Annotated in this window: 12 protein-coding genes and 1 pseudogene; 6 read left to right on the top strand and 7 right to left on the bottom strand. The window is 50.2% G+C overall.

Annotated elements, in window-relative coordinates:
- Positions 1 to 395: 395 nt before the first annotated feature.
- Entirely contained in the window at positions 396 to 1,220 is an 825-nt protein-coding gene (locus GDV60_RS13380) for an inositol monophosphatase family protein (protein WP_159907599.1), read from the bottom strand.
- Positions 1,221 to 1,420: 200 nt separating this feature from the next.
- Between GDV60_RS13380 and GDV60_RS26820 the strand changes: the two genes are divergently transcribed.
- From GDV60_RS26820 to GDV60_RS13390, 3 genes are all read left to right on the top strand, one after another.
- Positions 1,421 to 1,639, top strand: a complete 219-nt coding sequence (locus GDV60_RS26820; RefSeq protein ID WP_256679297.1) for a hypothetical protein — start codon at positions 1,421 to 1,423, stop codon at positions 1,637 to 1,639.
- A 70-nt stretch (positions 1,640 to 1,709) separates the two neighbouring features.
- Positions 1,710 to 2,120, top strand: coding sequence for a hypothetical protein (locus tag GDV60_RS13385; protein ID WP_159907602.1), 411 nt, complete (start codon positions 1,710 to 1,712; stop codon positions 2,118 to 2,120).
- 67 nt (positions 2,121 to 2,187) lie between these two features.
- Entirely contained in the window at positions 2,188 to 2,706 is a 519-nt protein-coding gene (locus GDV60_RS13390) for a hypothetical protein (RefSeq protein ID WP_159907604.1), read from the top strand.
- Between the two features lie 869 nt (positions 2,707 to 3,575).
- On the opposite strand, the gene GDV60_RS13395 is transcribed toward GDV60_RS13390, so the two are convergent.
- Positions 3,576 to 4,175, bottom strand: coding sequence for a hypothetical protein (locus tag GDV60_RS13395; protein ID WP_159907607.1), 600 nt, complete (start codon positions 4,173 to 4,175; stop codon positions 3,576 to 3,578).
- Entirely contained in the window at positions 4,172 to 4,492 is a 321-nt protein-coding gene (locus GDV60_RS13400; RefSeq protein ID WP_159907610.1) for a hypothetical protein, read from the bottom strand. The genes GDV60_RS13395 and GDV60_RS13400 overlap by 4 nt, the downstream gene beginning before the upstream one ends.
- Before the next feature lie 198 nt (positions 4,493 to 4,690).
- On the opposite strand from GDV60_RS13400, the gene GDV60_RS13405 reads away from it, so the two are divergent.
- On the top strand, positions 4,691 to 5,857 hold the full coding sequence (locus GDV60_RS13405) for a restriction endonuclease (protein ID WP_159909231.1): 1,167 nt from the start codon (positions 4,691 to 4,693) through the stop codon (positions 5,855 to 5,857).
- A gap of 336 nt (positions 5,858 to 6,193) precedes the next feature.
- Here GDV60_RS13405 and GDV60_RS13410 read toward each other — a convergent pair whose 3' ends face one another.
- The gene (locus GDV60_RS13410; protein WP_159907612.1) at positions 6,194 to 6,466 is read right to left on the bottom strand and encodes a hypothetical protein; all 273 of its coding nucleotides are present in this window, start codon (positions 6,464 to 6,466) and stop codon (positions 6,194 to 6,196) included.
- Positions 6,467 to 6,700: 234 nt separating this feature from the next.
- Here GDV60_RS13410 and GDV60_RS13415 point away from each other — a divergent pair, with 234 nt between their 5' ends.
- Together GDV60_RS13415 and GDV60_RS27095 are read left to right on the top strand one after the other, a co-directional pair.
- Positions 6,701 to 9,454, top strand: a complete 2,754-nt coding sequence (locus tag GDV60_RS13415; protein ID WP_256679298.1) for a UvrD-helicase domain-containing protein — start codon at positions 6,701 to 6,703, stop codon at positions 9,452 to 9,454.
- A gap of 333 nt (positions 9,455 to 9,787) precedes the next feature.
- Positions 9,788 to 10,093 (top strand): annotated as a pseudogene (locus tag GDV60_RS27095) (hypothetical protein); the annotation flags it as partial.
- Here GDV60_RS27095 and GDV60_RS13420 read toward each other — a convergent pair.
- The 3 genes from GDV60_RS13420 to GDV60_RS13435 form a co-directional block, all read right to left on the bottom strand.
- Entirely contained in the window at positions 10,086 to 11,153 is a 1,068-nt protein-coding gene (locus tag GDV60_RS13420; protein ID WP_159907615.1) for a hypothetical protein, read from the bottom strand. The pseudogene GDV60_RS27095 and the gene GDV60_RS13420 overlap by 8 nt on opposite strands.
- Positions 11,150 to 12,778: an AAA family ATPase gene (locus GDV60_RS13425; protein WP_159907616.1), complete on the bottom strand. Its 1,629-nt coding sequence runs from the start codon at positions 12,776 to 12,778 to the stop codon at positions 11,150 to 11,152. The genes GDV60_RS13420 and GDV60_RS13425 overlap by 4 nt, the downstream gene beginning before the upstream one ends.
- 799 nt (positions 12,779 to 13,577) lie before the next feature.
- Entirely contained in the window at positions 13,578 to 14,141 is a 564-nt protein-coding gene (locus GDV60_RS13435; protein ID WP_159907617.1) for a hypothetical protein, read from the bottom strand.
- Positions 14,142 to 14,245: the final 104 nt, after the last annotated feature.

Genomic DNA, 14,245 nt, shown 5'->3' on the forward strand with positions numbered 1-14,245 from the left:
TCACACAAACCGAAAATATATTTCCCCCGCCCCCTTGAAAGTAAAATTTCAAACCGGAGACCTTATATTTGAAAACAAACAAAAAGCGACGTTCTCCAAAAGTCTCCCGTTTTTTAGCCTGCCTTGGGCTGTGGGGCAATCGACCCGATTGCCTTGCTGTTGCTCTAAGGGTTTGCGCTCCTTTTGCTTGTAATCTTTTGGCTTCTGTTTTCCGGTTTCTCTGCGTTGGAATGCTTGATGAAGGGCGGCGAAGCCAGTGTTGTGTATGCTGATCGCACCTTTGCGACGTTAGTCGCGGCTACTTTTTGATTCCAAAAGACATCAATTTTTGTCGAAAAAAACCGGCCTTATGCCATCTCCAATGTGTAGGTGATGATCCCGCTTTTTAAAGCGCCTTAGTTCGCCGACGTCTCAAAGACTTTGGCCCAATCACGCCTCACCAATTCCGCGCAAACACCAGGAGCTCCGCCAAAGCATTGTTGGCAAACCCTCAACATTTCCACCTCAGTACGATACTGAATAGGGTTTCCGGATTCGTCGACCAAAACGCCTCTGGCACCAATCAGCAATGCGTGCCCCGCGACTACGTCATGGGCTGACACTGGATACAGAGACAGGCCACAGGCTCCGTCACCAGCAGCGACCTTGGCCAGCCTGTATGCAATTGATGGCATCGGGTAAAAACCTGCCGGCGCACAGAGCTCGCGATTGGTCTGCGGTTTGTTGGCGGCTGCAGCGCTCACCATCACCAAGCTTCCGTCCGTAAGCTCCTGCTTCGAGAGGTCTACATAGACAGGAATTCCATTTCTAAAAAGGTGATCCATACCTTGCGCCCAACTGATGCTGTCTGGACGTCCGCCAGGTGTAACTGGGGCATGTACTACGCCCAAAATGGGATGATTGTTGTTAAGCAATCCTACTGAAATTGCTGATCCATCTAGTCCTTTGAGGAAATCACTGGTGCCGTCGTTCGGGTCAACAACCCAGCAGAAGGAGTTGCCGGAAAGTACGTGGCCGGTCTCTTCACCCCACCAATCGCATGGCAAAATTCTCAGCAATTCCTCACGGAGAAATACCTCGATTTCGACGTCGATTTCAGCTTTATCACCGTACCCCCTGCGGCCTCCCGGACGGACGCATTCCTTTGCCAATAAAATGCCTGCCCGCTCCACAACCTTGATCACCTGGGGAAGAATCTGCTGCATTTGGGTGTTGATCATGGCGACCTGGTGAGCTAATAGGCGGAGGAGTGAAGGGCGATGCCTTGTCCCTAAGCAAATAGGCAAGGTTCCTACCATCTTACAGGAGCTGCGATCCACTGCTGCATTCGGTTCGTAAGACATAGCACTCCCAACGAGGCTTGATTGCAGAACCGGTACATACCAACATCAGGGTTTCAGCTTCGTAGTGCGGAGGATTTATGAGTCGTGATGACAAAGACACGGTGTACTGCAATGTTCAAATGCCGATGGCCAAGGGGAGGGAGCTTTCGCGATTAGTAGCGGAGCTTAGAAAGTCAGGTGCTCATCCCGAGCTAGACTCAGTCTTTGAAGAAATACATCACGAGCTGAGCTCGTCAATCGAGTTCGTGGAGGAGCAACTGTCCGGCGCTGGCGGATTTGGCCGGCGGTCACATTGAAATAGCTCAGCCAACGAAGCCCGCGACCTTAAGAAGAGGTCAGGGTGTTCGCATTAAGGAGGTGAATCTAATGTATAGCGGTGCTGTTGATCAGAATCTGCGTGATAGTGAGAAGCTCAGGAGGAAAACGCTGTGGGCGCTATCTCAACTTCAGCCAGGCGATCCCAAGGCTATTCCAGTCGTATCCGTGCTTGACGATATCGATCATCAGTATGAGGCCGACACGTTAATGACCCCCGTGGTGAAGGTAGAAGCTCTTCGCAGCCTTGTCATCACCGACTTTCACTCGAGCAACCTACAAATTGTTCGGGAGGCCAGCATTCCCGAACCGTGGCGGGAACGATTTCTACAAGCGAGTATCGGTTCGACTCGACTCGAAGCGGGGCCTTATCTTCACGACTTGGAGAAATTCGTCCATCTCTGGACGCAGGAGATTCAGCACCTGGAAGCTCATCGCTCTGCCATCGATAAATATCTTTAGAAAGTATCTCAAGTTTTTCGAAACGCATCCGTTTGTATTTACAAGAGCATACATAAAGGGCGTTTCAATGAAGCTTCATCCTACTTCAAAAGCATCTTCTGATTTTCGTCTTTGTAGAGAGTTCGTCTGCTGGCGAGGCCTAGATTTTGACGAGAAATACAAATGCGCAATCGAAGTGCTGCCGTCGGCGCGGATCATGATCGAGCTGGACATTGTGAGTTGCAGTGTCACCCTCGAAGTCGCTCGAGAAATCGCAGAATGTGTGAAAGAAGCACTGGCTATTTCTGTCGACGATGATGGCTACCAAGTTGAAGTCAAAAAACGGCCAAATGGCCTGTTCAAAATTCGTAGCCTTGCTGGAATGCGCGGCATGCAGTACGCAGCGTTTGGCGAAATCGATGTTGAAGACGCGAGCGGAGATTTTTTTGAGGATTTATCTTCTGGCACGACATCAATTGTGGTCGCCACTATCCAAGATGGGGGGTACGAGTTCATTTTTCCCTTCATGGGCTACTCTTTCACGAGAGCTGATGCAGCCTGGCTAAGCGAGGCGTTGTTCAAAGCCTGCGGGTCATCTATCACCTGAATTAGCGACGATCCTTTTCCAATGAGACCCATGCATTGCTCGCAGCAACGGCCGACACTCGTGCTTTGCCAAGGCTCGATTCGCGACAGCCTTTCCCCGTAGGTGGATGCGCCAATGCTGTCTCGGGGGACTTGGAGCCGACAGCTAGATAAGCGGAGAGAAATCCCGAGGGGGTTACAGGCGATGACGAAAGAGTGGATCGGGACGATCTAACGTCCTTGCCGCGGGGTGGGAAGCAGCAGGTGAGCACACTGAGCGAGTCGTAAGCCTGTCCGACGCTAAATAGGGTCTTTGTGCGCATGCTGGGGAGCTCGTAACCTCAATCAAGTCGTTGAAAATTTAACTACATGAAGCCCTAGCTGCCAGTGAATAAATCTCCTTCGGACACCTCTGCTCTGCCTTCAGAAGTCTTAGCTACGCAGGTTGACTCTCCCATCTGCTTGACTCTCACGCACCGCTATCTCTTCACCAGATCTTTGTACAGCTCTCGTGCCGCCAAGATCTGATCTCTGAGTTCCTCAGGGTCAATCCGCATCCCACCGCGAGGCGTTGTCTGCAGAGTTTTCAAACCGTTGGCTGCCTTGATGAAGGCTCGCTCCTCTGCCTGAACCCATTCAGGACGTTTGTCTTTCCAAAATGACCACGCCATTCGATGAGCCTCGTTCCTTAGTGGATGAGGCTAGTATGTGGCAGCTGAAAGAAATGTCCAAGCTAGGTGGTGACCTTGGTCATTATGTAAGCGGAGCGCGCAAACCAGGAAGGTCGAAGGCATGAGGATGGAAGCCCGCAGGGCCAAGACCTGTCGATAGACGAGGTTTGGTTTACGACAGCCATCCCCAGAGGGGCATGCCCGAAAAATAAAATCTAGGTTATCGAACCGCACGCTGTTCGTTCGTACGAGGAACGACACCCATGGCGTAAAGATCATAAGTCTTTCGCAACAACAATTCGTCATCAGACGATACATGCACATGCATGAAGACTGTCGACAAGAAACGCTTCCGTTCGCCATTGCCAATCTCAGACCAAACCCTAGGTTGCCCTTGAGCATCTGGGACTGCCAAGCGATCAAGAAGGTACTCCTCAAGGCTATGCAACCGCTGCAAGCCATCGATCAAAATATCGCTGCTCTCAGCCATTGCTAGGCCCGAACCCGAATCACACCACTCATTAGTGAGATAGCTTCCGAGATCCCCTCCAGACCACACAGAAACGATGAACCGAGCTTTTTGACCCAGATTCCATACTACTGGGCGATGCCAAGACGGAACTGGAATGCCCATTACGAACCCCGCAGCCCAAGGGTACTTCTCGTGAGCAACAGATGGCTCGACCAAGTGTTTTTCCCAGCGAGAAACGAGGATATCAATCGGATATTGGTTGGTGCTGGTTGCCAAAATTTGACGTGGCATTCGGAGGCTGGGATCTGAAATTTCGTCGTCCGCGTAGCGCTGAAATTTGGAAGTCATGAATGTCCTTGGAGGAGGGGAGTGCTAAAGGTGGACGAACCAATGGTGCAGATGAAGTTTCGCCGCCACTCATCAACGATTGAGATGATCAGTAAGTCACGCTCTGTTGAGATTTCGATCTGCTCACCATCAACGAGCGCTTGCGCATAGCCCTCAGCGAAGGCTGCAGCTCTGTCAAAGTCGGAAGAGGAGTCAGAGGACGCAATGTAGCTGACCAAGCGCTCCCACGCCCTGCGTTGACGATGACCCAGGATGGTCTCGGCAAACGGCACGGCGTCTTTCAGGGAGCGTGCAAATACGATCGTTGGTAGGTTCAAAACCGGTTTCTCTAGATGTCATAGATATGAAAAACGGTTCGTTTTGAGAAACCTTGAGCCGTATAGGAATTTTTTTTGTGCCGACGCAAACAGGCGCTAACCGGACGCGAACGCGTGGACGTGCTAATGGCACTCAGATATTGTCGCAAGCTTGATTACGCGCTAGCCGCGTGACGACTCATGAAAGGGATAGACGCGATGATTTACCAATGCAACGGATGCAACAGGACTACCTTCGAGATCGCATGCCCGTGGTGCATGGGCTCTCAGGTCTCGCCGTCATCAGAGCTCACGTTGCGACACCTTACGCCGCTGGATCCTTCGTTTTATCCCGACTTTCAATACAGATCTAAAGGCTTGATTCAAGATTTCTTCGGGAAGAAGAAGGAGCAAGCCCAGCTCAACGATCTCCTGAATAACGTGTTAAGAAAGTACGCAGAGCTGAAGCAGCCATACTTCACGAACTTCATTCACACAACGCGCGAAAGCGCAGGTAGCAGCGATGACGCAGGCGTACCTGGGCCACGATTGGATGGTGTGTACAGCGAAAGGGAATTGTTCAGAGAAGTCCTGATTCGCAAAGGCTTTGACGAGCTTGAAGGGCTTCCATCTCTCTTGGACAAGCTGCTGCAGACCACAGCTTTCAACTCTGACTATATGGGGTTCTCCAGAGAGCTGACCCGCCACATTCGAACTGATCTTGCCGACACCTTACGTTCTTGGATTGAAGAGGCAGGAACGACGTTCAGGTCTGACTTGGCTTTGTTCTATTACTACCTGTGGGAAAATGACGTTGCTTTCCCCAATGTTCAATTCAATCCCCAGGCGGCTTCTACATCTGGTGTTCCACTCCTCCCGATACAGGTTTTCCGGAATGGCCTGAGCCTCTGCGAAGAGATTTATTTCGATATTCTCGTCGAGCGTCTGGGATCTCAGCTGGAGCATTTCAATCCGAATCAGTTCATCACCATGTACCTGGTGGATGCTATGGACGGATTTCAGTTTGAAGCTTTCCTGGTTGAGATCTTCCAGACCATTGGCTACGACGTTAAGGAAACTAAGAAAACTGCTGATCAGGGCGCCGATCTTTTCGTTACCCGGTTCGGTAAAAATATGGTCATCCAGGCTAAGAACTATTCGGGCTCCGTAGGCAATGCGGCTGTGCAGCAAGCCATCTCCGCAAAAGCTTTCTATGGGTGCGACGAGGCAATGGTAGTCACGAACTCCTACTACACGAAATCCGCCAAAGAGCTGGCCAGCACAGCAGGCGTCCGGCTGATCGACCGGGACGGGCTTCAGAGCTATTTGGATGACTACAACCAGAAGCTCATCGAGGTTTTTCAGGCCGAGGAAGAAAGTGCTTAAAGTAGGGTGACCTTCGAGGTAAAACTTTAACCGCGCACGTCGGTGCGGTTTCGGAATCCCTGACTAGAAAGACCATACTCAACCGACTGAGCAGCAAGCGGAGCGCGCAAGCCGATACGGCTGGAGGCGTGAGGATGGAAGCCCGGCAGGGCCGAGACTTGGCACCGCTAGGCTCGGTTCACGACAGCCATCCCCGTAGGGGCACGCACAGAGTCAAGCCGGTAAATCGTGCGATCGCTATCTCCACAGTAAGGATTTACTGGTTTCCGGCCCGTAATGATAACGCTCCATGATGAAGGCCTCACAGAGCGGATTGCACAGAGCAGAGGCGGGAACTCATCCGTCGTTTCTCGAGAGGTCAGTAAGTGCTGATGCTAACGCCGTCGCCTGCTTAGGCGTGAACCTAAAGCGCGACTCATCGATTTTGATAGAAATTACGCCATTGGATTCTGTATCCAGAAGAACTGCGTAGCTGTTGTCATCGTCTATGACTTCACCCTCGGCAATGCCGGGCCGAGTGAAGATGGCGAGCCTAACTTCGTCCAACTCACCCACGGGCGAACCATCCTTGAAGGTGAAGAATCTGTTTGGCGGCAGTTTTGTGCTCATGGTTTCAATTTGCCTCAAAAAATACGTTGCATGAGTAACTAAACGGAGCGGAAATTAGAAACTTGAGCGGGAGAAGAAAATCTTGGCCCTGAATGGTTAACCTTGGATGCCCAGTTCACTCCTTGCGTTGAGTAGTGTGCTCAGGGAGGAGGTTTCATGAGCAAGCAGGTATGTGTCGAGTGCCTCATTGATGGGTAAACTACCTGTTTTTTGCGGTGTGATTGGCGGATAACAATGGAGTGGCAACCTTCTTTTCTCTCGCGGCTATTCAGAAGGGCGGCATCATGGCGTCTGAAGATCGAGAATGATCAATTCAGCGTCACGTTGAATGAGAAAACGTATCCGATACCTCTCGAAGCGTTTTCCTCACTGCGCTTTCGCGATGGCCTGTTATGGACGAACGTCACTGTCTGGGTTGGTAACGAGATTCATCTCGTCGGCTTGCGAAAGTCGGCTCGTCACACGCTGAGTAACCAGCTTCGAGCCGTCACAAGCAGGCAGAATTTCCGTACTTATTACGCCAAGATCATGGGTTGGCTGAAATTGGTCGATCAAGTGGCGCTGACGGTAGACGCAGAACATCGATGGCTGACACACGACATGCAGCATGAGCTTCTTTCCGAGAAGGATGCTTTGAAAATCGACGATGCTGATCTCAAGGCACTGTTTGATTCTCCAGTTATCCAAACTGCATTGGGAGACAATAAGACACGCGTTTTAGGGCGGTTGCGGCAATGGTCTCAGGATTGGCCAACGCATTGGCAGACTCGTAACAAAGCGCACATGATCCGCGAGCTGGATGCTTGCTCAGATCTTCTGGATAACGTCGAGTCCCGTGAGCTCAATGATGAGCAAGCAAAAGCCGTGGTTTGCTTCGACAATCGGGTTCAGCTTATTGCCTCCGCCGGCTCCGGCAAGACCTCTACGATGGTTGCCAAGGCGATTTACGCAGTTCATCGCGGTTTTGTGGCACCATCCGAGATCATCATGCTGGCCTTTAACAAAGATGCTGCACAGGAGCTGCAGGAAAGGGGCGCTCAGTCTCTCGGAAGGCTAGGTATGGCCGGTGTCACGATCAATGCACTGACGTTTCATTCACTGGGCCTAAAAATCATTGGCGGTGCGACAGGCAAAAAACCTAGCGTCCCCAAGTGGGCTACCAAGGCGGATCTTGGGCTTGAGAAACTTGGTGTGATCGTTGACTCGCTTAAAGACAGGTCAGATGAGTTTCGCACCAAGTGGGATCTTTTCCGCTTGGTATTCGGGCGGGATCACTCCACTGCGCCATTGAGAGATGTGGCGGAAGCTTTCGACAGGGAAGGGGAGGCTCGGCTAATCACACTCAATGGTGAGCATGTCGCGAGTCAGGAAGAGCGCTTGATTGCCAACTGGCTTTTCTACAACGGCGTCGAGTACGCCTATGAGCGGCCCTACGAACACGACACTGCAACTGCCGATCACCGCCAATATGCGCCCGACTTTTATTATCCGCAGCTGAACCTCTATCACGAGCACTTTGCCTTCGATGCAGAGGGCCAGGCACCTGCGCATTTCGTGAATTATGCGGAAGGGGCCGATTGGAAGCGGAAGGCCCATGCCAGCTACGGTACGCAGCTGATCGAGTCGACTTCACACCAATTGCGGACGGGTGAAATCTTCGCTCATCTCTCTCAAGAGCTGACGTCGCGGGGCGTGGAGCTAGATCCAAACCCCGACCGTCCGATCCCGGACTCCGGCCTAGTACCACTAGAACATATTGACTTGGTGAAGGTGCTCCGATCGTTCATCTCTCACTACAAAAGTAATAGCCTGACGGCGGCGATGCTGCACGAACGGTACGACGCTCTTCCGATCAGCGTTTTCAAGTTCCGGTACAAAATGTTCCTGGAGCTCGCGATTCCGGTGATCGAAGGCTGGGATGCCGCCCTGAAAGAAGACCGTGGGATCGATTTTGAGGACATGATTAACCTGGCCGCAGATTGCCTAGAGCGTGGCTACCAGTCGCCTTATCGCTTGGTCATGGCTGACGAATACCAAGATGCCTCGCGCGCACGTGCGCGGCTTTGCCGGGCGTTGGTTCAAGAGCCCCATAGTCACCTGTTCGCGGTGGGTGATGACTGGCAGTCAATCAATCGATTCGCCGGCGCGGATGTGAGTGTGATGACTGGTTTCGTGGAATGGTATGGCCACGGTGAGGTATTCCGATTAGAGAAGACTTACCGGTGCCCTCAGGCTATCTGTGATGCTTCCAGTCAGTTTGTGGCTAAAAACCCTGCTCAGCTGCAGAAGACCGTGATTTCTGTGACGGAGCCGATCGGCCCCGCATTTCTGGCATTCCAGCTATCTAGTAGGGATCAGGTTCAGAATGGCTTGCGGCAGTATCTGGACGATCTTCACCAGCAGCTTTCGACCGGTGTAGTCCCCGGGGCAAGTGATCGGCTGATAACAGTCTTCGTTCTTGGACGCTACAAAGCCGATGCGCAATTCATACCCCATGGGTGGGAGCAACGCTACGGCAACAAACTTGAGATCAGATTCAAAACCATTCACACCTCAAAGGGTGATCAGGCCGACTACATTTTGCTCCCCGGGATGATGGCTGGAGGATTCCCGAGCATGAAAGGGGACGATCCGGTCTTCGGCCTAGTTATGCCCGAAGGAGACACCTACCTGCATGGCGAGGAACGCCGACTTTTCTATGTAGCGTTGACCCGGGCTCGTAGGTCTGTCGTGATGTTCACTGTGACTGCCAGAAACTCACCGTTCCTCACAGAGCTGGTAAACGACGGGGTGGTAATAGTTACAGACATCAAGGGTGAACCAATCCAGGAGGAACGATGCCCTGTGTGCCAACATGGGGTCGTGCTTCATCGCACCGGTAAGTTCGGTGATTTCAAATCCTGCTCAAGCTTTCCTCGTTGCAAGTACAAGCCCGGAAAACCAAGACGCCAAGATACTCGGCAGGCAAAACTGACTCGGCGACGTTAAGGGCGTCAGTACCAGCCAGCCCCGCACCCGGATAGCGCAAAGCCTTAATATGTGGCATTTAGCCTCTAACGAAGTGGCGTGTAGGTTGTCATTGTGACTACGTCAACGCGTGTATTGAAGGCGATTGCGGCGGAGCGCTGGGCGGCGGGCCGAGAATCAGGATCAGGAAATGTCAGGGAAAATCGTACTCGGCGCCAGCCGCTGTTGGTGGGCGCTAGTCGCCGGTGGACGTGCAGCCCGGCGATCATTCGCAGCTTGGCAAAGTGAAGATGGGCTCTATTTCGAGCCCTTGTCTCCCATTCTGGTGGAGGAGCGGCAAGATATGAGTGTGAACTCTTGCGGGCACTGCAAAGCGATGAAGTACTCAACATAGCAATTACCGGTGGCTATGGGGCAGGTAAAAGCAGTGTCCTGAAGACGTTTTTCGAACATCACCGTAGCTTCAAACATACTTTCGTATCGTTGGCCACATTCACCAAGGCGAACGCTCACACCACTGCCTCACCAAAGCCGATTGACGAGTCATCTGAGCCAAGGCTGCTCGAAGCACCTCGGCCTGCAGCATTTGACGTCATCGACGATCGGAGCGCCCACCGCCGCCGAGCAATCAACTCCGCGCCGCCTATCGATATTAGCTAATATTTAATACATTTTTTACATCGAACATTTTGACGATGTCTCTATTATATTTTCCGTATGGCGAGGATAGAATGCGCTCTTTTTTCTGCACCACACCAAATGCCTTAATCAATTCTATTAGCGCCTTAAATTCAGCGGGCGCGCAGGTAGGGTCATCAAGTAAGTGAAGCCGCTTACTGAGAATATCAATGAGATCTTCTGTGCGTGCCAGTTTTGTACTACAGTTGTACCGATCTTCCAAACATAGATTGCTAGCGAGCTGATCTTGGAATGAACTCACGTTCACAAGGTTGATTTTTTCGAGCGGATGACTTTTAAGAATCGAGTGATTCGCCTCGAACCTGTAAATAGAGTCAAAGCATAGTTGATAAGGATGTATATGTGTGTTAGTGCGGAATATTTTGCCCTCCTTTAAGGTTTGGTTGCATATTTTGCAGGAGGGTATGTGATTGTAAAACGATAACGCCAGGTAAGGGAAGGCATGTTTTGGGTAAAAGTGATCGATATCATAAAGCATCATGATTTTGCTTGCACCTGCAGGCTTCTCGACCTTTATAATAGTTGCTGTGCCGTAATTGCAATATGGACAGGTCGCCTCCTTAAAAAGTAATTTCTGATAACGCATATAGCAATGATCACTGCCGCGATAAGAAACATAATTAAATGCTTTTAGAAGAAGCTTTCCAAACGGGCGTGATTGGGCTTTACCCCTATGCATTACAAATAGGTCATCTTCTTGTAAGATTTCTTGGGCCGTCACGGTTATTGAATTGAGCTGGGTGGGTCTAGCGGTAATGATATGCTTGAGATAAGTGGAGTCCTCTAGCAACTGAACATACTCCAAATGCCTTGCCTGCGCATCACCACCAACCTGTTTCATGTGCTCTTGGCTTGAAACTTTCTCTTTAAGATTTCCGACCTTTGAAATGAGAGCATGCTTGATCGGATCCCCAACTTTATTAACAGGGTTTAGATCCGCCCACATTTCTTCGACGATATCATCGAGAAACTTAGGGATATCGGTGTGCATGGTGGATAAATGGCTGTTAATGCTAATCATTCTGCACCAACCCGTTTGTGAATATGAAACTTAATAACGTCATCATCAACCACTGATAACGCTAGCCTAAGGCTCTCGATATCCTGTTGACTCAAGGGCGACTTGTCGAGCAGTTCAAATACCTCTTTCATATATTCAGATGAGAGGTTTCCGCTTCTTTTATGGTTCAGGCCAAATGAATATTGGTAGATATCGTAGAGGTTGGCCGCAAATGTTTTATGTCTTACTACCCCCAGAGCGCTGATTTTTCCATTACCCTCTTGCTCCTGCTTGAGAACGACCACGCATTGGTGAGGTAGGTCGCTAATGAGAATGGGAGAGTGGGTCGTGAAAACGATCTGCACTGTACCTTCAGATAGCTCGGGAAGACACTTTATGAGTCGCTCTACAAACTCCAACTGCCATTCTGGATGGAGATATAAGTCGCCTTCATCAATGCATATCAAGGCTGCATGCTTTCTATCTTTTCTTAACCTATCTACACCAGTCCATATTGAGCTAAATAAATTTAGATAGGCTTTCTGCCCTGAACTAAGTCCTGTCCAGGTGATCGAGCCAAACCTAAGCGACTGAATGATGCAGGCGAGGTGTTTGTACCAAAAGGATTCCTTAAGCTCAAAGTCAACTGTGAACAAAAACTTTGGCCCCTTTAAAGTCTCGTCAATATCAAAATTCATTTCACCCAGAAAACTCTCCAGCTTAAATAATACTGTTAGCGTTTCATACAAGAGAAAATTGGAGTTCAATGGATTCGTATCGTTATTCTCAGAATAGCACTCTCGAAGTTCGCCAATGAACTCATCCAGTTCTTGGGGTGGGTTGTTGTGCACAATACCCATCATGTGAGAGACAAGTCGCTGATCTGGAATATCTCTCTCAAGCACGGCCTTCAAAAAGCCCATTTGCATGGTCTGCCTGATTAAATAAAGCTTGCCCCTACCCCTGGTTTTTTTTCGGATTTCTGCCAAATAACTCAGTACTGGCGCAACGGCAGATTGTGTAGCAGTTTGGTTATGTCGAGTAATGAATTTTTCTATTTTTATTTCAATCTTTGGCGGTGCTAACAAATCAAGATTTCTAAATTCTCTTGACTGGAAAAACTCAACGTCATTTATAAAATCGGACTGTCTTGAATCCCAATTCCTAGCGATAGTTCTGGGGTTGTTTTTATTGTTCACGGAAACATCGGCAACGCCGTCTCCGAAGTCGATATAGTTTTTATCGAAGACGTTGGAGAAGAATACTGTATCCATCCCCTCGATCTGATCTCGACTTATAGAGTCGCCAACTTGAAAATCAGCAGAAACGGAGGTCTTTAGATTGGTTGACTGATAAAAAACGCCATCAACACAAAAAACCATCAAATATTCGTGCCTTAGGTTCTCGCCCCCATTCGCTATTCGGCATATCAATTCCAGCAAATTGGTTTTACCTGCCCCGTTTATGCCAAGCACTCCTGTGATGCTCGTTATATTGTCACCGAACAAATGAGGCATGGGTTTTTTTTCAAACCGCTGCAGAAAATTTCTTGAGCTATCAAATTTGAAATCAAACTTATTAGAAAGGGTGACGCCAAAGTCTTTAAGATTCTTAAATCTTTTTACCCATATGAAACAAAGCTGCATTTTAAACTCCTTATGACTTGTGATTCCATATTTGACTTGGAGCAGCCCGTATGAAAGATAAGCGGCGTAATGCCACGCATTAAATAATTCTACATGACCTAGAAAATCGGTGCAGCAGGATCTGCTGATAGAGATCGCATGTTGTGCTATCGCGCTTCGGTCGATTTATTGAAGTGTCATTCTTAAGCGTACATCGCTCCAAAGGTACCTTGGCTGACTACGTGGTCTTGCCATCAATGGTGAGCATGAAGCGTGGCCGCAGCTTCCCCAGCACCATGACTGACGACCCAGTCCTTGGTCTCGTCATGCCCAATCGGGATTCTTATCCGTTCGCAGAAGAGCGTCGCCTCTTTTAGGTTGCGTTGACCCGGGCTAGACGCACAGTGGTGATATACACCGTTGCGAGCAAGATCTCGATTTTCATAAAGGAACTGGCGATCGACAGTGCGCTTCAGGTTGAGGACGTACACGGAGCCCCGGTCAGGCTCCATCCATGCCCCCGTTGCTGCGTCGGCGACTTGGTAGTGCAGGAGAGCAAGAACGGCCCGTTCGTTCGATGCACCAACTTCCGGGAGTGCGATTACAAGCCTCCAAAGAAAAGCCTGTGAAGAAAGCTCGGTATACAGGCAATCGATACGGCAAAAAAAGGTTCCGCGTATAGCTAGTTCGTGAGCTGGACAAGTTGATGAAGCAGACTGCCTCAGGGGTGCAGCACTCCGGGGACTCTGTAGGGGATTCCTGCCTGAGCGTATCTATTAGCTTGCGCAGCCCTGGAGGCATCTGCCGACGCCAAAGGTAGTTATTTCCATAGTGAAAGCAACCAGACTGAAAAGATGCCTGCTGCTGCGCTGATTCCAATCCATGTCTTGTCGATAAGGCCCGAATGCCACACTTTGGCTGAGAGCACAGCGAAACTGATGACTCCCGTCAGCCACTTGAACCGCTGGAGCGTGGAAGCAAACTTGCGACCGGTCAGTACAAGCCCCAACAGCCAAAGCTGCAGGAATGCTGGGAGGCGGCGATAAATTCGGCCTGCTTTCGTCGTCTTGCATACGCTGACCCATATATAGGAGTCACTGCCAAGCCCGTTGCCTGGAATGACATTAGGAACGCAGACTGAACGTATCAATAAAAGCGTATGAGCCAGGTCGAAAGCGATCTGCCGCCTTTCATTGAATGCTTGAGCAATCCGCTGTTCTTGATGTTTGACAGGTTTTTCCAAAACCTCGATGCCCATTACCTCAACGCAGTCGCCTTTGAGTCTTTCCCAGAAAGTGTATTTCGTAAGGCGTTGCTCAGCCGCCTCATCGATGAGTCTGTTCAAGAGGTAGTGCTTGATCCTGAGCGTAAACTGTTCTTTCATGAAGCTTCTCTAAACCTGATTTCAGTGGGTGGCCAACGTTTGGATGACTCGCGTCCGACACGGTTGTTGCTCGCTGGAAGTTACCCCTCACGCACAAGCTGCAC

Source organism: Pseudomonas sp. DTU12.1 (genome assembly GCF_009873475.1).
Classification (GTDB): domain Bacteria; phylum Pseudomonadota; class Gammaproteobacteria; order Pseudomonadales; family Pseudomonadaceae; genus Aquipseudomonas; species Aquipseudomonas proteolytica.

Coding starts and splice junctions, on each gene's coding strand:
- GDV60_RS13380 (WP_159907599.1), bottom strand. CDS start 1,220: ATGATCAACACCCAAATGCAGCAGATTCTTCCCCAGGTGATCAAGGTT.
- GDV60_RS26820 (WP_256679297.1), top strand. CDS start 1,421: ATGAGTCGTGATGACAAAGACACGGTGTACTGCAATGTTCAAATGCCG.
- GDV60_RS13385 (WP_159907602.1), top strand. CDS start 1,710: ATGTATAGCGGTGCTGTTGATCAGAATCTGCGTGATAGTGAGAAGCTC.
- GDV60_RS13390 (WP_159907604.1), top strand. CDS start 2,188: ATGAAGCTTCATCCTACTTCAAAAGCATCTTCTGATTTTCGTCTTTGT.
- GDV60_RS13395 (WP_159907607.1), bottom strand. CDS start 4,175: ATGACTTCCAAATTTCAGCGCTACGCGGACGACGAAATTTCAGATCCC.
- GDV60_RS13405 (WP_159909231.1), top strand. CDS start 4,691: ATGATTTACCAATGCAACGGATGCAACAGGACTACCTTCGAGATCGCA.
- GDV60_RS13410 (WP_159907612.1), bottom strand. CDS start 6,466: ATGAGCACAAAACTGCCGCCAAACAGATTCTTCACCTTCAAGGATGGT.
- GDV60_RS13415 (WP_256679298.1), top strand. CDS start 6,701: ATGGAGTGGCAACCTTCTTTTCTCTCGCGGCTATTCAGAAGGGCGGCA.
- GDV60_RS13420 (WP_159907615.1), bottom strand. CDS start 11,153: ATGATTAGCATTAACAGCCATTTATCCACCATGCACACCGATATCCCT.
- GDV60_RS13425 (WP_159907616.1), bottom strand. CDS start 12,778: ATGCAGCTTTGTTTCATATGGGTAAAAAGATTTAAGAATCTTAAAGAC.
- GDV60_RS13435 (WP_159907617.1), bottom strand. CDS start 14,141: ATGAAAGAACAGTTTACGCTCAGGATCAAGCACTACCTCTTGAACAGA.